General features: G+C 50.2%; 23 protein-coding genes. 21 read left to right on the forward strand and 2 right to left on the reverse strand.

The genetic code is table 11. From position 1 onward, the window contains the following. The first annotated feature begins 290 nt into the window (after positions 1–290). The 9 genes from M0651_RS14110 (at position 291) to M0651_RS14150 (ending at position 10585) form a co-directional block, all read left to right on the forward strand. The gene (locus M0651_RS14110) at positions 291–2099 is read left to right on the forward strand and encodes a sugar-binding protein (protein WP_248552388.1); all 1809 of its coding nucleotides are present in this window, start codon (positions 291–293) and stop codon (positions 2097–2099) included. Between the two features lie 182 nt (positions 2100–2281). Continuing rightward, the gene (locus M0651_RS14115) at positions 2282–4108 is read left to right on the forward strand and encodes a sensor histidine kinase (protein WP_248552389.1); all 1827 of its coding nucleotides are present in this window, start codon (positions 2282–2284) and stop codon (positions 4106–4108) included. Next, on the forward strand, positions 4096–5676 hold the full coding sequence (locus M0651_RS14120) for a response regulator (protein WP_248552390.1): 1581 nt from the start codon (positions 4096–4098) through the stop codon (positions 5674–5676). The genes M0651_RS14115 and M0651_RS14120 overlap by 13 nt, the downstream gene beginning before the upstream one ends. A 115-nt stretch (positions 5677–5791) precedes the next feature. Continuing rightward, positions 5792–7111: an extracellular solute-binding protein gene (locus tag M0651_RS14125; RefSeq protein ID WP_248552391.1), complete on the forward strand. Its 1320-nt coding sequence runs from the start codon at positions 5792–5794 to the stop codon at positions 7109–7111. A 71-nt stretch (positions 7112–7182) separates the two neighbouring features. Beyond that, on the forward strand, positions 7183–8052 hold the full coding sequence (locus tag M0651_RS14130) for a carbohydrate ABC transporter permease (protein ID WP_248552392.1): 870 nt from the start codon (positions 7183–7185) through the stop codon (positions 8050–8052). Between the two features lie 11 nt (positions 8053–8063). After that, a complete protein-coding gene (locus tag M0651_RS14135; protein WP_248552393.1) occupies positions 8064–8921 on the forward strand; it encodes a carbohydrate ABC transporter permease in 858 nt (285 codons plus the stop codon). Positions 8922–8980: 59 nt separating this feature from the next. Then, complete coding sequence (locus tag M0651_RS14140) at positions 8981–9172, forward strand: alpha-L-arabinofuranosidase C-terminal domain-containing protein (RefSeq protein WP_282577912.1); 192 nt, start codon at positions 8981–8983, stop codon at positions 9170–9172. A gap of 46 nt (positions 9173–9218) precedes the next feature. Then, on the forward strand, positions 9219–9848 hold the full coding sequence (locus tag M0651_RS14145) for a polysaccharide deacetylase family protein (protein ID WP_248552395.1): 630 nt from the start codon (positions 9219–9221) through the stop codon (positions 9846–9848). A 173-nt stretch (positions 9849–10021) separates the two neighbouring features. After that, complete coding sequence (locus M0651_RS14150) at positions 10022–10585, forward strand: tyrosine-type recombinase/integrase (protein ID WP_248552396.1); 564 nt, start codon at positions 10022–10024, stop codon at positions 10583–10585. Positions 10586–10678: 93 nt separating this feature from the next. Here M0651_RS14150 and M0651_RS14155 read toward each other — a convergent pair whose 3' ends face one another. After that, the gene (locus tag M0651_RS14155; RefSeq protein ID WP_248552397.1) at positions 10679–11365 is read right to left on the reverse strand and encodes a universal stress protein; all 687 of its coding nucleotides are present in this window, start codon (positions 11363–11365) and stop codon (positions 10679–10681) included. 125 nt (positions 11366–11490) lie between these two features. Here M0651_RS14155 and M0651_RS14160 point away from each other — a divergent pair, with 125 nt between their 5' ends. From M0651_RS14160 to M0651_RS14200, 9 genes are all read left to right on the forward strand, one after another. Then, on the forward strand, positions 11491–13902 hold the full coding sequence (locus M0651_RS14160; protein ID WP_248552398.1) for a Na+/H+ antiporter subunit A: 2412 nt from the start codon (positions 11491–11493) through the stop codon (positions 13900–13902). After that, positions 13889–14311 carry a Na(+)/H(+) antiporter subunit B gene (locus M0651_RS14165; RefSeq protein WP_248552399.1) on the forward strand — a complete coding sequence of 141 codons (423 nt, stop codon included), beginning with the start codon at positions 13889–13891 and terminating at the stop codon, positions 14309–14311. Before M0651_RS14160 ends, M0651_RS14165 begins: the two co-directional genes overlap by 14 nt. A 1-nt stretch (position 14312) precedes the next feature. Then, on the forward strand, positions 14313–14651 hold the full coding sequence (locus M0651_RS14170; protein WP_248552400.1) for a Na(+)/H(+) antiporter subunit C: 339 nt from the start codon (positions 14313–14315) through the stop codon (positions 14649–14651). Next, entirely contained in the window at positions 14644–16119 is a 1476-nt protein-coding gene (locus M0651_RS14175) for a Na+/H+ antiporter subunit D (RefSeq protein ID WP_248552401.1), read from the forward strand. Before M0651_RS14170 ends, M0651_RS14175 begins: the two co-directional genes overlap by 8 nt. An 18-nt stretch (positions 16120–16137) precedes the next feature. Continuing rightward, positions 16138–16617, forward strand: coding sequence for a Na+/H+ antiporter subunit E (locus M0651_RS14180; RefSeq protein WP_248552402.1), 480 nt, complete (start codon positions 16138–16140; stop codon positions 16615–16617). After that, the gene (locus tag M0651_RS14185; protein WP_248552403.1) at positions 16614–16895 is read left to right on the forward strand and encodes a Na(+)/H(+) antiporter subunit F1; all 282 of its coding nucleotides are present in this window, start codon (positions 16614–16616) and stop codon (positions 16893–16895) included. The genes M0651_RS14180 and M0651_RS14185 overlap by 4 nt, the downstream gene beginning before the upstream one ends. After that, positions 16879–17316: a Na+/H+ antiporter subunit G gene (locus M0651_RS14190; RefSeq protein ID WP_248552404.1), complete on the forward strand. Its 438-nt coding sequence runs from the start codon at positions 16879–16881 to the stop codon at positions 17314–17316. Before M0651_RS14185 ends, M0651_RS14190 begins: the two co-directional genes overlap by 17 nt. Before the next feature lie 118 nt (positions 17317–17434). Then, positions 17435–18538 carry an NAD(P)/FAD-dependent oxidoreductase gene (locus M0651_RS14195; RefSeq protein WP_248552405.1) on the forward strand — a complete coding sequence of 368 codons (1104 nt, stop codon included), beginning with the start codon at positions 17435–17437 and terminating at the stop codon, positions 18536–18538. A 21-nt stretch (positions 18539–18559) separates the two neighbouring features. Further along, positions 18560–18994 (forward strand): HNH endonuclease, encoded by a 435-nt coding sequence (locus M0651_RS14200; RefSeq protein ID WP_248552406.1) that lies wholly within the window; start codon positions 18560–18562, stop codon positions 18992–18994. A gap of 45 nt (positions 18995–19039) precedes the next feature. Here M0651_RS14200 and M0651_RS14205 read toward each other — a convergent pair whose 3' ends face one another. Beyond that, positions 19040–19450, reverse strand: coding sequence for a type III secretion system chaperone family protein (locus tag M0651_RS14205; protein ID WP_248552407.1), 411 nt, complete (start codon positions 19448–19450; stop codon positions 19040–19042). A 253-nt stretch (positions 19451–19703) separates the two neighbouring features. Here M0651_RS14205 and ahpC point away from each other — a divergent pair, with 253 nt between their 5' ends. From ahpC to M0651_RS14220, 3 genes are all read left to right on the forward strand, one after another. Then, positions 19704–20267, forward strand: coding sequence for an alkyl hydroperoxide reductase subunit C (ahpC, locus tag M0651_RS14210; protein WP_248552408.1), 564 nt, complete (start codon positions 19704–19706; stop codon positions 20265–20267). Between the two features lie 12 nt (positions 20268–20279). Continuing rightward, a complete protein-coding gene (ahpF, locus tag M0651_RS14215; protein WP_248552409.1) occupies positions 20280–21809 on the forward strand; it encodes an alkyl hydroperoxide reductase subunit F in 1530 nt (509 codons plus the stop codon). Between the two features lie 168 nt (positions 21810–21977). After that, on the forward strand, positions 21978–22922 hold the full coding sequence (locus M0651_RS14220) for an ABC transporter permease (protein ID WP_248552410.1): 945 nt from the start codon (positions 21978–21980) through the stop codon (positions 22920–22922). Positions 22923–22934 lie beyond the last annotated feature (12 nt).

Raw genomic sequence — 22934 nt, forward strand, 5'->3', positions numbered from 1 at the left:
GCCTTAATCATAAGACGAGTTACCGAGTCATTCTGTGACAAAGGAATGGGATGTTCGAATTTTACAAGCCAATGCGCGTTTTGTGAATGTAGTCCTCGCCCAGCTCTCCCTAAAATAGGGGTGAAGCTTATTTTCATTTAAAGGAGGTTCATTATGAAAGCGCTTTGAATTTCGTCGGTGAGGGGGTATGCGAGCTGAAATCCGCCTGCGGGCGTTGGAAACGGCGAATGAATCGTGTGAATCCAGTGGAACCACCCGAAATCTATGACCGATTGAAGGAGGAGATCTTGTTGAAGAGAAAAACGAAGCGGTTCCTGCAATCCTTAATGATGATGTTGATCGGCGTATCCTTGGTGTTGGCGAATGCTCCGGGTTCGTGGTCCGAGGCTTCTGCGGCACCCAATCCAGGCAAGCCTGCACCGGGTGATAAGAGTGGACCGGATGCCCAGGGGAGAATGGTAGCCACCTTCGGTTCGCCCGTAATTGACGGCGATATCGACAAAGCCTGGAGTAAAGTGCAAACGGTTACACCTAAATTCCCTTCGGATCAAGTGGAGGCTTCCGCCACATTGAAGACTTTATGGGATGACCGCGCCCTGTATATCCTGGCTGAAGTCAAGGATAAGCATCTCTCCGCTGAGTCGGTAACGCCTTACATGCAGGATTCCTTGGAGATCTTCCTGGACGAGAATCACGATAAGACCCAGGAATATGGCATAGACGATTTGCATTTCCGCGTCAATTACGAGAATGCCCAGTCCGTGGACAACGGGAAGGTTGAACGCTTCTACACGGCTTCGAAACGAGTGGATGGCGGTTATGTCATCGAAGCTAGGGTGGCCCTCCATTCCAAGCCGGAGAACGGAAAGGTGCTGGGCCTCGAATTGCAGATCAACGATGGGAAGGATGCAAATCGAATCGGGACCTTGAATCTATTCGATTCGACGGGCAGCGCTTGGAATGATACGAGCAAATTCGGTGAAATCGTGCTCACGGGCAAGACCAAGGGGGATGTCAGCGGGGTCAATCCCTATGACCTTTTGAATCTAATCAAAAGCACGTTGATGCTGGACTTCACGCTTTATAAAAACTCTGGCGTGGTGACAGATGCTCTGATGAAGGTAGTGGCCACCAATGTATTGAACGACAAAAAGGCCACTCAACCCCAAATTGATGAGCAATACGCGGCGATCCAGACTGCGGTTAGCAAGCTGGAGATGACAGAGGAAGCCGCGAATGAGAAATACTTCAAGGAAGTTCCCGACGCCTACCGAACCGAAAGCAACAAGCCGGGGACCATCGAGAGCTTGACGTACAAAACACCGAATGTAACCGGCGGGATGGACGAGAAGAAGCTGAACGTTTATCTTCCGTACGGTTACGACGCGTCCGACTCCACGAAGAAGTATAATGTGCTTTACTTGATGCATGGCGGCGGGGAGAATGAGAATTTGATCTTCGGCGGCCCCGGCCAAAGCAAGGAATTGAAGAAAATCATCGACCATATGGTCGCAAACGGCGACATTGAACCGATGATTGTGGTAACCCCTACCTTCTACGGCGGCAAGAATGACACAGCACTTTTCCACGAGGAATTAATCCAAACCGTGGTGCCGTTGGTGGAAACGAAATATCATACCTATGCGAAATCCGCCAGCTTGGACGATTTGAAGGCCTCCCGGGCTCATCGGGCGTTCGGTGGGTTCTCGATGGGTTCAGTGACGACATGGTATACCTTCATCCATAACCTCGACTACTTCAAATATTACCTGCCCTTAAGCGGGGACAGCTGGATATTGGGTCAAGGGGGCGGAGGCAGCAAGCCGAAGGAAACGGCAGAATATCTGGCCAAGGTCGCCAAAGATGCTGGATATAAACCACAGGATTACTATATTTTCAGTGCGACGGGCAGCTTGGATATCGCCTATCCGAACTTGAAGCCCCAGATCGACGCGATGAAGCAGCTCACCGATACCTTCATTTATTCGTCGGATCCGGCGAAGGGGAATTTCTACTTCATCGTGGGCGATGGAGGTACGCACGCTTGGAACTGGGTGAACCAGTACATCTATGATATTCTGCCGGATCTGTTCAAATAGATTCCGCAGGCATAATGGATAAGCCGAGAGGCCTCTTGTCCTAGCGCGGCAGGAGGCCTTTCACGCGTATCGTCTAACCTTTTCTCTACTTCCGGTTGCGTTTTCAAATTGTTCGGTACGGTAGACTATCGATATAATGAGGGATGTGGGAGTTTACGGCATAAGAAGCGGGGGAACAGACGGTGAAAACGCGGTTGATCGAGAGCATACGTTCCTTAAGTCACGGCAGGCCCAAGAAGCTAGCTTTTAAGATTCCGTTTGCCTATTTCTTGGTGATCTTGCTGACGGTCGGTTTTAGCTATATCGTGCTGAACCAAATGGCGGCCAATTCGGCCCAGAAGAAAATTAATGAGGCATCACTGCAAACGGTGACGTCCATAAGGACAAACGTAGATTTAATGATCGAGAACGTCAACAACTATTCGAAAATGATCTTCTCGGATCGCAATTTGCAGAACTTGCTCCGGCAGGGAGATGTTTACGCGAATCTGCAAACCCAGTCAAAGGTTAGTTCTTATTTGTATAATCTCATGCAAGCGGTCCCAATCATTGACTCGGTGCACATTTATGATCAGGCAGGACATCGTTTCACCGTGGCAACCCAGGAGTTGCCGACGTACATGGAGGTGGATATCAAGGACGCCCCGTGGTATGACCAGGTGGTGAGCAACAAAGGGAAATATATTCTGAGGCTGGATCGTAGACGCCCGCTTGCGGAAACGGCCGACGGCAATATCGTCTCTTTTATTCGCTTGATTCGCGACATTGACAATACGGCCCCTCTCGGGGTGTTGGTTATAGATATTAAGGACGACGCATTAGTTCAGGCTTATTCTAATCTGCAAAACGGGAGCTCCTTGCAAATCGCCATCTTGGATGAGAACAATCAGACCATTGTGGCGGATGCAACGAATGAACAAGGCAGTGCCGTTCTGCATGAACTGCTCCATACGAATAAGGCGATGTTGGAGGAACAATTTCGGCAGACGGACTCCGGCTCCTTATCCTTGAATTTGGGTTCCCGGAAATATACCGTAACCTATTTGTCGGGCGGGGCTTATAACTGGAAGTTTGTGAGCCTTTCGCCACACAACAGCATGGAGTCACGTAACCAATCGTTGGTGGTGTTGACGCTGGTCCTGCTCATTATTAATGGCACGATCTTCTTCGTCAGCTCTTTCGTGATTTCACGCAGTATCATCAAACCGATTCAGAAATTGCTCCGAGCGATGAATAAAGCGCCCAGCGGCAATTTCATGAAGGTCACTACGGAGCCGAACAGCTTCGAGCTGGAGCAGTTGTATCACGGATACAATCGGATGATTGAACAGATTGATCAACTGCTGAAGCGAGTCATCGAGGAGCAGAAGACGATACGCAAAGCGGAGCTCAATGTGCTTCAATCCCAAATTAAACCCCATTTCTTGTATAACACGCTAGATTCGATCACATCGCTAGCGCTATCGGGAGATAACGAAGAGGTATGTGAGTTGATCGAGGCGTTGGGAAGCTATTATCGACTCAGCGTTAGCAAAGGCCAGGACGTGATCACCGTCGGCGAAGAAATCGAAATCGTCCGGAATTATTTGAAAATCCAAAGCGTGCGCTACCCTGACGTTTTTGAGGTCCAGTTCGAGGTGGAGGAGGATTGCGGCCAGACCCCGATTCCGAAGCTGGTGCTTCAGCCGTTGGTAGAAAACTCGCTTTACCATGGCATTCGGCCTAAAGGGACGAAAGGGACTATACGGATCACCGCGAAACAAGTGGATGAATCTGTGGTCCTCTCCATTTCCGATGACGGTATCGGTATGTCGCAGGAGGAGATCGAACAAATCTTGTTTACGGAACGACAAGGTCAAATCAAGAGTTTTGGCTTATGGGGGACGATGGAGCGCCTGCGTATTTTCTATGAAGACAAAGACGTATTCCACATCGAAAGTGAATCGGGGGCAGGGACCACGATAACGCTAATTCTACCGAATGGAGTAGATTCGCCATGGAAAAGTTGAAGGTTCTGATCGTTGACGATGAACATTTGATCCGGAATCTGATTCGCATGCGCATTGACTGGGCACAGGAAGGCTTCGAGATTGTTGGCGAGGCTTCGAATGCCCATGAGGCGATGGAGCTGGTGGAGCAACAGAAACCGGATGTCATCCTCACCGACATTTATATGCCGAACATCGACGGGATCGAGTTTAGCCGAAGCGTAATGGAGAAGCACCCGCAGATCAAAATCGTCGTCATCAGCGGACACGATGAATTTGAATATGCGCAGCAGAGCATCAAAATCGGAGTATTTGATTTCCTGCTTAAACCGATCCGGGCGGCAGATCTACTGCTTGTCACCAACAAGCTTAAACAGAAGATTGAGGAGGATCGATCTCGGGAGGGGGAGCTTGCGAGACTGAGGGAAGAGCTCACGCGGAATCTTCCTTATCTCCGGGAGAAATTCTTGCTGCAGTGGTTACAGGGGACGCTGACACGGGAGGATATCCGGGAGCAGGCGGAATATTTCCAATTGCCCGCTTTCCGGCAGGAAGCTCCTTACCAAATCGCCGTTATCGAAATTACTCCGTTCTCTGAGAAACACACCGAGGAGCAGTTGATTCTGCTTGGGATGGCTTGCAAGCGGAAAATCGAGTTTTTCTTTCAGAGGGATCCCTTGGTCACCATGCTGTCGGATACTCGGAACCAGTTTGTCCTGATTTCGTTTCGTCAGGAGGGGGATTTAGCCGGGGTTTGCGAAGCGTTAATCGACCGATTGATTGATTCTCCGGAAGGTCTAGTTACCATCGGACTTGGGCGGACGCGCTATAGCTTGCAGGAGGGACATTTGGGATACCAGGAGGCGTGCAGGGCGATCCGCTATAAAGCGTTTGTCGGGAATAACCAGGTGATTTGCTATGAAGATATGGTGGGTAGCAGAGGGGAAACGTACCGAGCTAACCCGGAGCTGCTGCGTGAGCTGCAATTTTACATCAGCGTCGGTTCCTCTGAAGGTGCCTCGGAGATCCTGGAGCAAATCTTTGACGTATCTTTCTCTAGCGTGTCCCAGTTTCGTATGGCGGCCATGGACGTCATTCATGAATGCCAACGCGCAGCGATGGAGCAACAGCTCGGAAGCGAACAGGGGCTGGACAAAGAAATGCTAGTTTCGATCATTACGGCCGATAATTTACCGGAGCTGGTGCAGATCTTGAAACGTTGTATCCTTACTGTTTCTAATGCGATCCAAACAAGAAGACAAGCCAAAGAAGGGAATCTGATTCATCAGGTGCAGGCGTACCTGGAACAGAACCTGGGCGATCCCGGGGTAGGGTTGGCCAGCACCGCGGCGGCTTTCTTCGTTAGTCCGGGCCATCTGGGCCGACTCATGAAGAAGGAAACGGGACAGACCTTTGTCGAGTACCTGACCAATCTGAGGATGAAGAAGGCGGAATGCCTCTTGAAAACGACGGATTTCAAAGGATACGAGATTGGTGAACAGGTAGGCATTTCGGATCCGCATTATTTCAGTATCCTCTTCAAGAAGGCGACCGGCCGATCTATGAACGAGTACCGAAGCGCAAGGTGACGAGTTAGGAATGCTTGAATTTTAAAAGGGGATGCAGGTATTTTGAATGGAGTAAGCGCTGTCACTCCCCTAGAATAGCCTTAGATGCATCGAAACTAGTTGGGAGGTCAAAGAGATGAAAGCGTTATTAAAAAGATCTATGAGTCTCGTCCTGGCATTAGGCCTAGCAGGGAGTTTAGCGGCATGTTCGTCCAATTCTTCCGGCGGGAAATCTTCGGAGGGAAGTGGTAGCGGTTCTATCAAGCTGACACTCTGGGATCAATCGGTAGGCAACACGGACCCGTCGGCGAAATTACTGCCGCAAATCATCGAGAAGTGGAATAAAGAGCATCCCGACGTCCAAATCGAACGGACGGGTACCACCGGCGAACAGTACAAGACCAAAATCAAAACATCGTTGGCCGCTAACGAAGCGCCGGACCTCTTCTACGGGATGGGCGGCGGCAGCTTCATGCAGCCCTATATCGAATCCGAAAACGTACTCGAAATCTCCAGTTATCTGACCGATGAAATCAAATCGAAAATGGCACCCGGGATGGCGGAGGCCATCGAAACAGATGGTAAAATCTATACTCTACCCGTATATACCCATATTGCGAACTTATATGTAAACACGGAGTTGTTTGACAAGGCGGGGGCGAAAATCCCGACAACTTATACAGAACTGCTCGATGCGGTTGAGAAGCTGAAGGCGGCGGGAATTACACCGGCGCTTATCGGGGAGAAAGACCGTTGGCCGGGCATGTATTGGTACGACATGATCGCGATGCGTCAAGCTGGACATGACGCGGTGATCGAAGCCTTCAAGGATCCAGCCAAATGGGATTCGCCGGATTTCGTGGCCGCTGCAGCCAAGATGCAGGAACTGGCGAAGGTAGGCGCATTTAATAGCAGTATGCTGAGCATGAGCTATGATGAGATGCTGGGCGCCTTTAATGCAGGTAGCGGCGCGATGATGTTCCAAGCGAACTGGGTGAATGCCGGGATTGAAGATCCGTCCTCGGCAACCAAGGGGAAGGTTCAGGTTATTCCCTTCCCGGTGTTCGAAGATGGAAAGGGCAAAGCAACGGAAATCTTCGGCGGGGCCGTAGACGGGTTCTATGTCAGCAGCACAACGAAACATCCGAAAGAAGCGGTTGATTTCCTGATGTATCTAAGCGAACAGCTGGGTACGCAAGGTTATCTCGCCGGTGCAGGACTCCCAAGCTGGAACATTGATGGATTGGATACTTCGAGCCTGTCCACGCTGGATCAGTCGGCCGCCGACATTATGAAGACCGCAACCTCGTTTATTACTTGGTGGGATAACATTCTTCCTGCGGAATCTGCAGAAACGCATAAGAACCTGATTGCTTCGCTCCTGGCCGGCGACATTACGCCAGAAGAGTTCTGCAAACAGATGGCGCAGCTCAAACCGACGGAACTAACACTTTGATCCTTGAATAATCTCAAACCCGAGGTGGTCAGGGGAAACCCTGACCACCATTTTTGAGAGGAGAACTCACGATGAATTCAGTGTTTTCGAATAAGACCGCGATTGCGATATTTGTACTTCCTACCCTTCTCATCTTTTGCGGGATTGTATTAGTTCCGATCTTTGTCTCAAGTTACTATAGCGTGTTAGATTGGGATGGCGTCGGTAAAGGTGCCTTTATTGGACTAGATAACTATGTAGAAATGTTCACGGATGCCAGAGCGCTGCATTCCATCCGGAACTCTTTCCTATTCGCGGCAGCTTCTATCTTCATTCAATTGCCGATTTCTCTGCTGCTTGCCTTGATCCTGGCTTCTTCGGTGAGAGGCGAAGGCTTTTATCGGACGGTGTATTTTATTCCGGTGTTGATATCCACCGTGGTCATCGCGCAATTATGGTCCAAAATCTACAATGCGGATTATGGCCTTCTAAATACATTGCTGGACAACATCGGCCTTTCGGGGCTGGCTCAGGACTGGCTTGGACAGAAAAAAACCGCTCTCGCAGCATCGTTCATTCCGACCTTATGGCAGTATGTCGGTTACCACATGCTGTTGATGTACGCGGGGGCGAAGTCGATCTCGCAGGATATTCTTGAAGCGGCCAAAATTGATGGGGCTTCCCGCATCCGGACAGCCTTCTCAATTACGATCCCGCTGATGAAGCCGATCCTCAAAGTTTGTCTCGTCTTCTCGGTCATTGGCGCCTTCAAAGTATTTGATCTGGTGTATGTTCTCACGGGCGGCGGCCCCTTGTTCGCTACCGAGGTGCCAAGCACCTTGATGTACACGACGATCTTTAATACGTACCGGTATGGCTACGGCAGTGCGGTATCCGTCTTTATTATTCTGGAATGCTTGATCTTCACGGTGCTGATCAATAAATTCTTCAAGACCGAATAGGGGTGAGTTTGATGAATACTGCAGACGCAAGGTTGCCTAAGAAGCCGTCATTCCTTGGGAAGGTCCTGTTGCAACTTTTTCTAGTCATCGTGGCGATTGTTCAAATTTATCCCCTGATTTGGCTGGCGTTCTTCTCTTTGAAAGACAACAGTGAGATCTTCAGCGGCGATGTGGCAGGTTTTCCGAAGAAACTTCTCTGGAGCAACTATGCTAAGGCGTTATCGGATGGCAACGTCATGAATTACTTCGCGAATAGCGTATGGGTAACGGCAGCCTCCATTATCCTGGTATTGATCTTATCTTCGATGGCGGCTTATGCCATCACGAGAATGAACTGGAAGCTAAGCAATTTGACGATGACCTTGATCCTTCTCGGAATGATGGTTCCGATTCACGCCGCGTTGCTGCCGTTGTTTATGGTTCTCAAAAATCTGCATTTGCTGAATACCTACTGGGCGTTGATTATTCCCTATGTCGCTTTCGGAATTCCGATGGCCGTGTTCATCTTGGGCAGCTTCTTTAAGGGGGTTCCCCGCGAGATGGAGGAATCCGCAGTGATAGACGGATGCGGTATCTACAGAACCTTCTTCCACATCATTCTGCCGTTGATTCGTCCCGCAATCGCTACTGTGGCGATCTTCACCTTCCTCTCCTGCTGGAACGAGCTGATGTTTGCGGTGACCTTCATCAATGACGCGCATTATCAGACGTTGACGGTCGGGATGATGTCGATGGTCGGCACGTACATTACACAGTGGGGAATTATCGGGGCGGGGCTGATGATTACGACCGTTCCTACCGTAGTCATTTATTTGCTGCTGAACAAACAAGTCCAACAAAGTATGATTGCAGGCGCAGTCAAAGGATAAAGACGTGAAGGGAGAAGGGAAGATGAAAGCAACGATCACGGTTAACGCCGACCAATCAGTTGCGCGGATGGGCTGAGGGCAAGAAGGTCACCGGGCGAGTGTTGACGCATGCCGATATGAACGCGCATAATACCTTTGAGCAGCCGGAGAAGGTGAAATCGCAAGTTTTTGACGGGGTAACGGAATTTAGTGAGAACGGTTTGTCTGCAAAGCTGCCGCCGATGTCGGTCGTTGTGCTGACGTTGGCCTAAGCTAAGTGAGCTGGTATCTTGATTGGTTCGGAGGGAGGTTAAGAGGATGACTAAGGCTTCGTTAGTACATCGGGTGCCAACCGGGGAGAAGGCAGTGGCCTTTACGTTTGACGACGGGCCACATCCCGTTTATACGGAACAAGTGCTGGAGATTTTCCAGAAGGTGAACGGGAAGGCGACCTTTTGCATGATTGGACAAGAGATCGATCAATTTGGTGAGATCGCAGCTAAGGTTCACGCCGCCGGGCATGAGATTGCCAATCACACGTATTCGCACCCGGATTTGACCCGGTTGACGCTGGAGGAGGCACGAGCCGAAATTCTGCTGGGAGACGAGCGAATCCGCCGGGTGACGGGGAAGCCGACATTAAGCTTTCGACCGCCGTATTTTGCTGTAAATGAGGTCATCTTGTCGCTTGCCGAGGAGTTCGGTTATCATTCAATCGGGTGCGTGAACGGCGAGGCGAAGGACTGGGAGCAGCCGCAACCTGGCGTCGATCATATTCTGGAGCAAACGAGAGCAACGGTCGAGAACGGAAGTATCTTCCTGTTCCATGACGGCTATGGCGATCGGGCACAGACAATCGAGGCGGTCCGGGTTCTGGTCAGCGAGCTGGCTGCTGACGGATATCGGTTTGTAACCGTTAGTGAGTTGATCGAATTGACCGGAACCTAATGCTAATGTTACAGCCAATCTTTGAATCACAACAGGGACTATCGAAAGGGCAGGTTGATCCAACCCTTGAGAAGCCCCTGTTTTTTTGTTCCATAGAACTCGGAACATCATTTGTGATGTTACATAATATATGCTAGTATTAAATTAAGTAACATTATTCGGAGGGGTTTTCTGTGGAGTACGTTAATCCGATTCGAGATCTAGAAACCATTCGGGCGATGAAGGAGGAGCTGCGGAAACACTCGGTCAGGGATTTGCTGCTATTCGTACTGGGGATCAATACGGGGATTAGTCTCATTGACTTGCTTCATCTTACGGTGGAGGATGTGTGTGACGGGCAGAACCCGAAACAGTTTCTCTATATTAAGGATGAACGAACGGGGGAAGAGCGAGCCCATTATCTAAACAGCAATATTCGAGAGATCCTGAAGGAATATCTTCCGATGATGGATTGGAACCCAGGCGATTATTTGTTTAAATCCAAGAAGGATTGCCGTCCGATTACCCGCCAGCAGGCCTATCGCATTATCAACCATTCGGCCAGAGAGGTTGGCATTTCGGAGAAGATCGGCACACATACCTTAAGGAAGACTTTTGGTTACCACGCTTACTATAAAGGGGTGGCCATCTCCATCATCAAATCGATTCTGCATCATCATTCGACCGCCGAGACTCTGAAATATTTAGGGATCGATAAGAATGAGCGGCTGCCAATCAAGGTGGATGTCAATTTATAAACGTTCGATGTGAATATGAAAAAAAGAACCCTCCGCACCAAAGGCGGAGAGTTCCTCTATACAAAATGGCGTTCCGTTCAGAATTCCCTCGATTTACGATTCATCCGCGTTATCCCGAATCATCGCGGTTTGAAGGTCCACGTTCTTCAGTTCTGTGACGATGCCTTCTGTCACCTGCACCTGAAGCGTCTCGTCGTCCTTCATAAAGCGAAAAATCCCATGATTGAAGTCGGTATCGGCTTCTTTAAAGAATATACCTTCATACAAGGTATCTTTATGGTGGTTGAAGCTTAGGTTATAACGATCCCCATCTTTGATCAAATAAGCGCGAATTCCCTTTTCATAAATTCCCTCTTCATCCCGGATATAACGGGCGACCGAAATGATATGCAGGTCGACGAAAGGGATCTCCCGGACCAAAGCATTAATGATGGATCCCTTCGTGATTTGTTCCCAACGGCTATGGGCGGTTTGCCCTAGTATGATCTGCGTAATGTTGTTCTCCCTGGCAACTTCGGCAATGACCTTGGAGACAGGGCGGCTCTCATTGTCCTTCATCATAAATTGGGCCGTGGCATGAGTATTCGCATACTCTTTCCACTGCTCGATATAGAAGACCTTCTCCGCATCCAGTTCATCGAAGGGCTTAGGATCAATGGTCAAAATATAGAGTGGAGCCTGCATCAGGTTAGCGATCTTGCAGCCGCGTTTGATTAGTCGTTCCCCGTTGGGACCATAATAAACGCAAACTAAAATGCTCTCATTACACGGAGTATCCATTTCGAACTTTTCACCTCAAGGCTTATAGTAGAGCTTCATGTAAACTACGTAAGACTATAATTGATGTTCCATTCGGAGTCAAACCTTAATTACCAGGAATCATTTTCTAGTAAGGAGGAGTGCGCTTGGTACCATTTTATGCTTTCATTTTCCTGCCGTTCATCTTTGCCATCATCGTCCCGTTTCTATACAAGTATTTGAATCGTCAAATACATACCGGATGGTTTGTCCTGCTAGTACCTCTGTCGATCTTTATCTATTTACTGCTATATATACCCTCCGTGGCAGCCGGGGAAACTTATAGGTATACCTTGCCGTGGATTCCGACTTTGGAGATTAACCTGACCTCCTATCTGGATGGGCTGAGTCTCTTGTTCGGCTTGCTCATCTCTGGCGTTGGAGCATTGGTGATTCTCTACTCCATCTTCTATATGTCCAAGGAGCGGGAGGCTCTTCATAACTTCTATGTTTACCTGCTTATGTTTATGGGAGCCATGCTTGGCGTTGTGTTCTCGGACCATCTGTTGGTCTTCTATGGATTCTGGGAGTTAACAAGCGTCTCTTCCTTCCTGCTGATCTCTTATTGGTATGAACGAAGAAGCTCGCGTCAAGGTGCTTTGAAGGCCATGTTGATTACCGTCTTTGGCGGGTTCGGGATGTTGGCCGGGTTCATTATGCTGATCCTGATGGCCGACACCTACAGCATCCGGGAGTTGATTGCCAATCTGGACGTCATCCAAAATCATGAATTGTTCCTTCCGGCCATGCTGTGTGTCTTGGTGGGGGCCTTTACGAAATCCGCGCAGTTCCCGTTCAGCATTTGGTTGCCGGATGCGATGGAAGCCCCAACTCCGGTGAGCAGCTACCTGCACTCCGCAACGATGGTCAAGGCGGGCATTTATTTGGTCGCACGCATGACGCCAATCTTCGGCGGCAGCTCCGTATGGTTCTGGCTGGTTGCCGGCGTGGGTCTGATTACATTGCTGTACGGTTCATTGACGGCGATAAGACAAACGGACCTTAAGGCATTATTAGCTTATTCGACGATTAGCCAGCTGGGGTTGATCATGTGCCTGCTTGGAGTGGGGTCGCTTGCGGTCTACTTTGGTCCGGGGGAGAGCGGTACGGTCTTTACGGTAGCGACCTTCGCGGCGCTCTTTCATCTATTTAATCACTCCACCTTTAAAGGAAGCTTGTTTATGGTCGTCGGCATTATTGACCATGAAACGGGCCGGCGAGATATCCGCTTCCTGGGTGGGTTAATGCAGGTGATGCCCATCACGTTCACGATCGCGTTGATCAGCGGTTTGTCGATGGCGGGGTTGCCGCCATTCAACGGTTTCTTGAGCAAAGAAATGTTTTTTGGGGCGGTGAATGAGGTATCCCAAGCCGGGATCTTCGGACTTGGCAGCATCGGTGTGGGGTTCCCGATCATCGCTTGGGTGGCCAGCATCTTTACGTTTGTATATTGTATGATCTTTATCTTCAAAACCTTTGGAGGAAGATTCCGCCCCGAAAAATTGACGCGAGAAGTGCATGAGGCACCTTTGGGGATGCTGATATCGCCCCTCGTATTGGGCGCCCTCGTCATCCTCATCTTCTTCTTCCCTAATGTACTCGGGAAATTGATTCTCACCCCGGCTTTAACCGCGGTGTTACCGATGATGGACGTGACGCCGTACGACCTCAAAATCAGCGCGTGGCATGGGCTGAATCTGGAACTGTTGATGACGTTTAGCGTGATTATTTTCGGGTTGCTGCTCTTTAAGACCGCGAAGCGATGGATCGTGGCCCTACGAGGTTTCCCGCAGGGGTTGATGTTATCCCATTGGTTTAACCGAGGCATTGAGGGGACGGAGAAGCTCTCTGGCTCGCTGACGAATCGGTATATGACCGGTTCGCTGAGACATTATCTGATTTATATCTTCTCGTTTTTTGTGCTTCTGCTGCTTAGTTCGCTGCTCGGGCTCTATGGCTTGCACTTTGATTTCTCGCAGGATGCGCCCATTGGGTTCTTCGAAGCGGGGCTCGTGATCGCCATGATCATCGCAGCTATCACGGTCCTGATGGCCGGCAATCGCATTATCGCGATTGTAGCATTAGGGGCGATGGGTTATATGATTTCGATGTTTTTCGTCATCTTCAGAGCTCCGGATCTGGCTCTGACTCAAATGGTGGTGGAGACGGTGACGACAGTCCTGTTCTTGTTGTGCTTCTATCATTTGCCGAAGCTGAAGAAGAACATCGAACGCATATCCTTTAAGTTGACGAATGTCATCATCTCGTTGGCGATGGGACTGACGGTCAGCCTGTTGGCCTTATCCGCAAACGGACATAAGCTGTTTGAGCCGATCACTGCGTTTTTTGAAAATGCGTATGAGCTGGCCGGCGCTAAAAATATTGTGAACGCCATCCTGGTAGATTTCCGCGGCTTTGATACCTTGCTGGAGATCTCCGTGCTGACGATCGCCGGGCTAGGGGTCTATCTCTTGGTTCATCAGCGTGTCAAAAGGAGGGAGTCCAATGAAACCGAATGATGTGATCTTAAGAAGCGTAACCCGCGTCGCCGCCGTGATCATCTTGACCTTCTCCATTTATCTGTTCATGAACGGCCACCACCATCCGGGAGGCGGGTTTATCGGCGGGTTGAGCACGGCCTCCGCCATCGTGCTGCTTTACCTTTCTTTTGGCATCGAGAAGGTCAGAGAGAACATCCGGCTGGACTTCAAGAAGCTAGCCGCCATCGGCGTGTTGATTGCGGTGGGAACCGGAATGGCGGGAGTGGTCTTCGGCCAGCCATTCTTAACCCAGACCTTTGGCCATGTCGACCTGCCGATCTTCGGGGATACCGAACTGGCTTCCGCCCTCATTTTTGACACGGGGGTGGCTCTGGCGGTCATCGGGACAGCGGTCAACATCATTCTAAGCATAAGTGAGGATCGATAATATGGAGACGCTCATCGTCATACTCGTCGGGATCTTAGTATCGATCGGAACCTATTTGATCCTATCGAAACAATTGCTGCGGATCGTGCTGGGAGCCTCCATCGTCAGTCATGCCGTGAATCTATTGATCATCACCTCCGGCGGCTTGAAGAAAGGGAGTGCCCCTCTTCTGGGAGAGAGAGAGGTTGGCTTTGCGGACGCGCTGCCCCAGGCTTTGATCCTAACGGCCATCGTAATCAATTTCGCCGTAACGGCACTAGTCTTGGTTTTATGTTACCGGGCCTATCAGCACTTCCGGACGGATGACATGGAGCAGTTAAGGGGACATGAGAATGAATAATGGGTTGATTGCTCCGGTGGTTATTCCTCTATTAACGGGGATGCTTTTGATCATTTTTCAAAAAAACATCAAACTGCAACGGACGCTAAGCTTGCTTGCTTTATTGGCTGTAGGTGTGATTTCCGTGTTGCTGATGGTTCAGATCAAGGAGGGCGGCATTCAGACGCTGCAATTGGGCGGTTGGGAAGCGCCGTATGGGATCAGCTTCGTCGGCGATATGTTCAGCGCCTTGCTGCTGCTCGCGACCTCGATCGTCTCGGTCTGCTGTCTCATCTATGCCTTTCCTACGATCGGCCGGAAACCGGAGAAGCTCTATTTCTATCCTTTATATCTGTTTTTGATTACCGGAGTGAACGGTTCGTTCTTAACCGGGGACTTGTTCAATTTATATGTCTTCTTCGAGGTGTTCCTGGTTGCTTCTTATGTGATGATCACCTTGGGCGGAACGAAGCGGCAACTGCGGGAGTCGCTGAAATATATCTTCACGAATGTGATCGCATCGGCATTCTTCTTGATGGGAGTAGCCTATTTGTATTCGATCACGGGCACGCTGAATCTCGCAGACTTATCGCTCCGGGTTGCGGAGGCAGGCCAGGATGGGTTGATCACGACGGTAGCCTTGTTGTTTCTGATTGTGTTCGCCCTCAAAGCCGGGTTGTTGCTCTTCTTCTGGCTGCCGGGGTCTTACAGCGTACCGCCCACAGCGATTGCGGCCATCTTTGCGGCGCTGCTCACGAAGGTGGGGATCTACGCCATCTTTCGGATGTTCACGCTGATCTTCTATCATGAACCGCAAATCACGCATCTGTTGATCGGGCTGATGGCAGCGGCAACAATGATTTTAGGGGGACTGGGCGCTGTCGGGTTTGGGGATATCCGAAAAATATTAACCTACAACGTGGTAATCAGCGTCGGTTTTATCATGCTGGGGCTCGTCTCTTCCACACCGGAAGGGATGGCAGGCTCGATCTACTATCTGCTTCACGATATTCTCATTAAAGCCCTGATCTTCCTCATTGGCGGTACGGTCATCCACTTAACGGGAACCAGCCAATTGAAAGACATCAGCGGCTTGATCCGGCTTCACCCCGCATTGGGCTGGATGTTCTTGATCGCAGCACTTTCGATGGTTGGCATTCCTCCGCTGAGCGGTTTTCTCGGTAAAGTGTTTACGATTCAAGGGACCTTCGAGGCCGGGTATTACGGGTTTGGGGCCATAGGGCTTGCGGCCAGCTTGTTTATCCTATTTTCCATGATCAAATTGTTTATGAACGTATTCTGGGGAGAGACGGTCCTGTGTGAGGACGAGGAGAAGGGATCGATGAAGGGGCTCTTGCTTCCGATCGCGCTACTCACCTTCGCCAGCCTTGCCTTGGGGATTGGGGCGGAAGGAATTGCCCCGTATGTTGCCCAAGCGGCAGAAGAATTGCTCGATCCAAATCGGTACATCCAAGCCGTAATGAAATAGAAAAGGGGGGAGTCCGCCATGCCCGTCCAAGTGCTGCTCAATATCGTTATCGCTTACCTGTGGATGTTCCTGAAGGATGACATGAGCGTCTTAAACTTTATCAGCGGGTATATCGTGGGGTTGTTTATTTTACTCTGCATACGCCGGTTCTTTAAGAAGCCATTCTATGTCTTTACGTTGGCTGCGGTCGGTAAGTTGTTTATCATCTTCATTCATGAACTCATTACTTCATCGATGATGGTCATGAAGCATGTGCTCCGGCCGAAGGTGGACGTGAAGCCGGGGATCTTCAAGGTGGAGACGGATTTGGAGGGGGATCTGGAGATCACACTCCTCTCGCTCCTGATCTGCCTGACGCCGGGCTCGGTCGTGATGGATATCACCCCTGATGCGAAGACGTTGTACATTCACGGGCTGAATATGCCGGAATCCAAGGAATCTGTCATCAAATCGAAATCCGTGTTCGAAAAAGCGATAAAGGATGTGACCCGAAAATGATCTTCAATACGATCCTAATCCTCGCCTTAGTTCTGCTGCTGGCGGCGATCTTGTTCAACTTGTACCGTGTCGTCAAGGGGCCGTCCAGTGCGGATCGGGTTCAGGCGCTGGACTCTGTGGGCATTAATTTGATCGCGAGTATTGCGGTTTATTCCGTGCTGCTGCATACCCATGCCTTCTTCGATTTGATCCTGCTGATCGGGATATTATCGTTTATCGGGACGGTCGCCTTCGCCCGGTTTATGGAAAGGGGGGCTGTCATTGAGCGCAAGCGGTGAAGTGGTTGGAGCCATCCTGATTCTCCTGGGAGCCGTCTTCAGCTTGATCAGTGCGATCGGCATTATTCGGTTACCCGATGTATACACCCGATCACACGCTGCCTCCAAGAGCTCGACCTTGGGCGTGTTGTGCGCGTTGGTCGGAACCTTATTGTATTTTCTAATTTCCGAGGGGTATTTCAGCATCCGTCTGATCCTGGGTATCTTCTTCGTGTTCCTCACCGCGCCGGTGGCGGCTCACGTGATTTGCCGGGCCGCTTATCGTCATTGTGTCCCATTGGCGGAGGGAACGGTTGAGGATGAACTCCGGGAGTATTACCAGCCGGACGAGGATTTTGAAGGCGAGGATCAAATCCAAGCGCAGGGGAATGAGACGGAGAATCCCGCGCAGGCGCCGCTTCAAATGAATCACATGAGTTAAGCACCCGCAAGGGTGCTTTTTTGATCGTGTGGGATTAAGTCCCATGCCCCCTCATGTATGCCTGAATCCGATTGAGAAACCCTAAAGTTACTACATGACAAGTTGGGTGAAATTGATGATGAAAGTAGCGATTATGGGAGCGGGATTATCCGGCTTGGCCTGCGCGATTACACTGGAACGAAACGGCATCGAGCCGGTCATCTTTGAGAAACGGAGCCGAGTCGGCGACCGGTTTGTGAATGCGGAGGCGCTTCTTTCTATTTTTTCGCGGCCGGGTCAGGATGTGATCGCTAAGTTTTCCGAGGAATATGGACTTTATCTTCACCCGACTGCGAGCATTGAGCAGATGACGATCCACTCCCAGCGGGAGAAGGCCGTTCTGAAGGGGCCGTTAGGTTTCCTCAATATCCGCGGGAGAGAAGAAGATTCGTTCGAAGCCCAGCTCAGCCGGCAAGTGAAATCGCCCATCCGTTTTCATTCGGAAGAAACCTATGAACAGCTGCTGGCAGACTATACCCATGTGGTCATGGCAACGGGGGATGGAGACTATGCGAAGAAAACCCACAACTTCCGAGAAGATCTCACCGTATCGTTGAAAGGGGCAACCGTTGAGGGACGCTTCGACCGCTATGCGGTGAAGGTTTGGATGGATTACGACCTAGCGCCAAAAGGGTATGGTTATCTCCTTCCCTTTTCCGAGACTGAAGCGAATGTGGTGATCGGCATCCCTGATATCCCTGAAAACCGGGGAGTGGAGCTTGAGAAGCTCTGGGAGCCTTACTACCAAAAGGTTCGAACCGAGCTGGGCCAGGAGCTTCCAGTGACCGACGAATTTCAAATCACGCATTACCCGATGGGGATGTGCAACAGGGCTCGGATCGGCAACACCTTCTATGTAGGAAATTGCTTTGGCAGCTTGATGCCATTTCTGGGATTTGGACAATATGTGGCGCTGCTGACCGGAGTGTTCGCGGCATATGATCTATGCGGACTCGGCAATTACGAGGAACTGACGGCGCCTTTTCGCCAAAGTTACGAGCATTCGCTGGTCCTGCGCCGGGCGATGGAGCAGCTCGACAATGCCGATTTGGATCGGATTGTCCGGGTGCTGGATGGACCTCTGGGGAACAAGCTGTATTTTGCCAAACGAATCAATCCCTTGAAAGTAGCCAGTTATTTGATGCGTCCTTATGTGAAAATTAAACAAGGAGTAACCTCCTGATTGGAGCCTGGGAGGGATCACGTGATCACCGTACTGAATCTGGATGGCCGGCAGTTAACCCCGTGCACGCTGGATCGCGCCTGGCGGGAGGTGAACCGGGAACGGGCTGTCTGGCTGGACGAGCAGACCATCCAATTGCTCTACAACCCGTTCTTGTTTCGGGAGTATCGGAAGATTGCCTTGAGACGAGATGATTACACCTGCTTATGGTGCGGTGCCCCCGCAACGACGGTAGATCATCTCATTCCCTCAAGCAAAGGCGGCTCGGATTTACCCCATAACCTAATTGCCTCGTGCAGCGAATGTAACTCAAGACGTGGAAACCGTTCGGCGTTTAGTTATCTGAAGGAAAATAAGCAGGCGGTTCCCCATCCATTTAAACTCCGATACCGCATCATTAGAGCGACGATGGGTCTGTTCCTTCCGTTCAAACGGAAACGAAGGCTTGAAACGTAAGGAAAAAGGCTTCAGACCGCCTTCCCGGTCCGAAGCCTTTTAGGTTTATGACCACTGCAATTTCATGAACTTCGGATACGTATCCGTCGCGCAATCCAATAACATGACCAGAATATCAAACAGGTCCTGCGCATCAGTTGGGAAGTGTTTGCTTAACGAGTAGGATAGATCAACACGTCCCTCGCTTAAGGTGAATTTCGAGTAGCGATACGTCATGTTCAATTCGTTAATGAGCTGGAGGGCCGCTTCTTTCTTCAACGGATTCTGAATGTTGGCGATATCATAAATCCGGAAGTCGATGCTGGATTCGTTAAAAGCGACAATCAATAACACACTCCCGCCATTCTCGATCGCTTCCCGTCTCCGAAAGAAGACAAATCCATCCTCTTCGTGGATTTCTTCCATAGAGATATTTTTTCTTTGCAGGAATTGCTTAAAATCACTCGAAGTAATCATTAGACCCTATCAATCCTCTCTAGTAAGCTGTGCAACCAAGATGCATTTAATCATATTCGACAAAAATCGATAAATTTCCTTCTTTGCAAGCCGAATGTCTAATTTGTGAAACTCCTGCCCTAACGGTTATATTCCAGCATCCCGGGTATATTAATTATGAAGACTTGGTGAAGTAGATTGACGTTGAGAATGGTTCGCATATAATAATTAATATAAATAACTGCTGAAACCAAAACAAAGGAGAGTTCAAATCATGTCATTGATTGGAAAAGAAGTATTGCCTTTTAAAGCTCAAGCTTATCACAACGGGAAATTTATCGACGTCTCCGACGCCGACTTCAAAGGAAAATGGAGCGTTGTATGCTTCTATCCAGCTGACTTCACATTCGTATGCCCTACGGAGCTGGAAGACTTGCAGGATCAATATGCTACTTTGAAAGAGCTTGGCGTTGAGGTCTATTCCGTATCGACCGACTCCCACTTCGTGCACAAAGCTTGGCACGACAGCTCTGAAGCGATCGGCAAGGTTACTTACATTATGATCGGCGACCCATCCCACACGATCTCCCGTAACTTCGATGTTCTGATCGAAGAAGAAGGTGTAGCTGACCGTGGTACCTTCATCATCGACCCGAACGGCGTGATCCAGGCCATCGAAATCACCGCTGGCGGAATTGGACGCGATGCAAGCACATTGATCGACAAAATCAAAGCAGCTCAATACGTTCATAACCATCCAGGCGAAGTTTGCCCGGCGAAATGGAAAGAAGGAGCCGCTACCTTGAAACCAAGCCTTGATTTGGTTGGCAAGATCTAAGGAGAGAGAAATATGAAACTGGATGCAGACATTAAACAACAATTAGAGCAATACCTTCAACTTCTGGAAGGGGATGTTCTGCTGAAAGTCAGTGCCGGAACCGACTCGGTTTCGAACGATATGCTGGACCTCGTGAACGAGTTGTCCAGCATGTCGAATAAAATTACCGTCAAGCAAACGACTTTACCCAGAACCCCAAGCTTTAGCGTGAATCGCGTTGGGGAAGAGACCGGCATCACCTTTGCCGGTGTTCCACTGGGCCATGAGTTTACTTCCCTGGTACTGGCTTTGTTGCAAGTCAGCGGAAGACCTCCGAAGGTTGAACAGCACATCATAGATCAAATTAAGGGGGTTCGAGGCGAATACCGCTTCGAAACCTATGTCAGCTTGACTTGTCATAACTGCCCGGACGTCGTTCAGGCGTTGAACCTGATGAGCGTACTGAATCCAGGCATTTCCCACACGATGATCGACGGCGCGGCTTTCAAGGATGAAGTTGATAGCAAAGAGATCATGGCGGTGCCGACCGTATTTCTGAACGGGGAGCTGTTCGGTAACGGCCGGATGTCTGTCGAGGATATTCTGGGGAAACTGGGCTCGTCGGACACGACGGCATTTGAAGGCAAAGAGCCTTACGACGTTCTCGTTGTAGGGGGCGGACCTGCCGGCGCCAGTGCGGCGATTTATGCAGCACGCAAAGGCATCCGTACCGGGATCGTTGCTGAACGCTTCGGCGGACAAGTGAACGACACCCTTGGCATTGAGAACTTAATCGGCGTGAAGTATACGGAAGGGCCTAAGCTTGCGGCCAATCTGGAAGAACACGCGAAGGAATACAATATCGACATCATGATGTCGCAGCGGGCGAAGGGCCTTCAGAAGAAGGACCTGATCGAAGTGGAGCTGGAGAACGGTGCGGTGCTGAAGAGCAAAACGGTTATCCTGTCCACCGGGGCACGCTGGCGCAACATGAATGTACCGGGCGAAGCGGAATTTAAGAATAAGGGCGTGGCGTATTGCCCGCACTGTGATGGTCCGTTGTTCGCAGGGAAACGTGTCGCTGTCGTCGGCGGAGGCAACTCCGGCGTTGAGGCAGCCATCGACCTGGCGGGCGTGGCATCGCATGTGACCGTACTTGAATTCATGCCTGAACTGAAAGCCGACTCCGTCTTGCAGGATCGTCTGAACAGCTTGCCGAACACCACCGTAATCAAGAACGCGCAAGTGAAGGAAGTTACGGGGGACAGCAAGGTGAACGGAGTGACCTACATCGAGCGGGAAAGCGGCGAAGAGAAGCATCTCGAGCTGGAAGGCGTATTCGTTCAAATCGGACTTGTGCCGAATACGGAATGGCTGGAAGGCACGCTGGAACGTACCCGGGTGGGCGAGATTATCGTCGACAACCGTGGGGCAACAACCCTTCCAGGCGTATTTGCGGCCGGCGATTGCACGAACTCGGCTTACAAGCAAATCATTATTTCGATGGGTTCAGGCGCGACAGCGGCCTTGGGCGCCTTCGATTACATGATCCGCAATCAATAATCTACTAGGTATGATATCAAGCCCGCTCATTGAGCGGGCTATTTTTGTGTATAAATCTAAAGTTTGTTGACTATAGTATCAAGTTTATAGTCTGGATGTAAGCGCTGTATTCCCGATAAAATGAGATTATACAGAGCAGTACACGCTGAGGGAAAGAGGTGACGGAACATGAAGTCGAAGGAAAACAGAAAGCGCTTACACACACGTTGGCGCAAACAAGACACGGAGCTGACGTTATTGGCTTTGCCAACAACCCTTTGGTACATTCTGTTCAGTTTCCTGCCGATGTTCGGCATCATTATCGCCTTTAAGAACTTCAAAATAACCGGTGGGTTTCTGAGTAATGTATTCAACAGTCCCTGGGCAGGCCTTAAGAACTTTGAGTTCCTCTTCAAGTCGAACGATGCCTGGATCATTATTCGGAACACCATCGGGTACAACCTGATCTTTATCGTCCTTGGGATTGTGATCCCCGTGGCTTTAGCCTTGATGATCGGGATGCTCCACAACCGCCGGGCCGGGAAAGCCTATCAAACGATGATGTTCCTGCCCTATTTCCTCTCCTGGGTTGTAGTCTCCGCAGTGGGTTGGGCGTTCTTAAGCTTCGATAAGGGGATTCTCAATCAAATGTTGGTGAATTGGGGAAATGAGCCGGTCAACTGGTACATGGAACCGAAATATTGGCCTTACTTCTTGATCTTCATGAATATCTGGAAGGGGCTAGGTTATGGAATGGTCGTCTATCTGGCGACGATCGCCGGGATCGATAAGACCTACTATGAAGCGGCCGTGATCGATGGCGCTACGCTCTGGCAGCAAACCCGGTTTATCACGTTGCCGCTGATGAAACTGGTTATCGTGATGATGTTTATCTTGGCGGTGGGACGAATATTCTACACGGACTTCGGGTTATTCTTCCAGGTGCCGAGGGACTCCAATTCCCTGTTTAATGTGGCCACGACGATTGACGTATTGGTTTACAAGCAGTTGAAAACGGCGACGGTGGGCATGGCTTCGGCAGCTGCCTTCGTGCAATCGGTTCTCGGCTGTCTGATGATTCTAGCGGCGAACTGGACGGTTCGCAAAATCGATCCGGATAGCGCGATGATCTAAGGAGGTGCGTTT

Source organism: Paenibacillus mellifer (genome assembly GCF_023195895.1).
GTDB classification, from domain to species: Bacteria; Bacillota; Bacilli; order Paenibacillales; family Paenibacillaceae; genus Fontibacillus; species Fontibacillus mellifer.

What these genes read in the sequence shown, in the direction of transcription:
- M0651_RS14120 (WP_248552390.1), top strand. Translation starts at nt 4,096, where the DNA reads ATGGAAAAGTTGAAGGTTCTGATCGTTGACGATGAACATTTGATCCGG.
- M0651_RS14125 (WP_248552391.1), top strand. Translation starts at nt 5,792, where the DNA reads ATGAAAGCGTTATTAAAAAGATCTATGAGTCTCGTCCTGGCATTAGGC.
- M0651_RS14130 (WP_248552392.1), top strand. Translation starts at nt 7,183, where the DNA reads ATGAATTCAGTGTTTTCGAATAAGACCGCGATTGCGATATTTGTACTT.
- M0651_RS14135 (WP_248552393.1), top strand. Translation starts at nt 8,064, where the DNA reads ATGAATACTGCAGACGCAAGGTTGCCTAAGAAGCCGTCATTCCTTGGG.
- M0651_RS14145 (WP_248552395.1), top strand. Translation starts at nt 9,219, where the DNA reads ATGACTAAGGCTTCGTTAGTACATCGGGTGCCAACCGGGGAGAAGGCA.
- M0651_RS14155 (WP_248552397.1), bottom strand. Translation starts at nt 11,365, where the DNA reads ATGGATACTCCGTGTAATGAGAGCATTTTAGTTTGCGTTTATTATGGT.
- M0651_RS14165 (WP_248552399.1), top strand. Translation starts at nt 13,889, where the DNA reads ATGAAACCGAATGATGTGATCTTAAGAAGCGTAACCCGCGTCGCCGCC.
- M0651_RS14170 (WP_248552400.1), top strand. Translation starts at nt 14,313, where the DNA reads ATGGAGACGCTCATCGTCATACTCGTCGGGATCTTAGTATCGATCGGA.
- M0651_RS14175 (WP_248552401.1), top strand. Translation starts at nt 14,644, where the DNA reads ATGAATAATGGGTTGATTGCTCCGGTGGTTATTCCTCTATTAACGGGG.
- M0651_RS14180 (WP_248552402.1), top strand. Translation starts at nt 16,138, where the DNA reads ATGCCCGTCCAAGTGCTGCTCAATATCGTTATCGCTTACCTGTGGATG.
- M0651_RS14185 (WP_248552403.1), top strand. Translation starts at nt 16,614, where the DNA reads ATGATCTTCAATACGATCCTAATCCTCGCCTTAGTTCTGCTGCTGGCG.
- M0651_RS14195 (WP_248552405.1), top strand. Translation starts at nt 17,435, where the DNA reads ATGAAAGTAGCGATTATGGGAGCGGGATTATCCGGCTTGGCCTGCGCG.
- M0651_RS14205 (WP_248552407.1), bottom strand. Translation starts at nt 19,450, where the DNA reads ATGATTACTTCGAGTGATTTTAAGCAATTCCTGCAAAGAAAAAATATC.
- ahpC (WP_248552408.1), top strand. Translation starts at nt 19,704, where the DNA reads ATGTCATTGATTGGAAAAGAAGTATTGCCTTTTAAAGCTCAAGCTTAT.
- ahpF (WP_248552409.1), top strand. Translation starts at nt 20,280, where the DNA reads ATGAAACTGGATGCAGACATTAAACAACAATTAGAGCAATACCTTCAA.
- M0651_RS14220 (WP_248552410.1), top strand. Translation starts at nt 21,978, where the DNA reads ATGAAGTCGAAGGAAAACAGAAAGCGCTTACACACACGTTGGCGCAAA.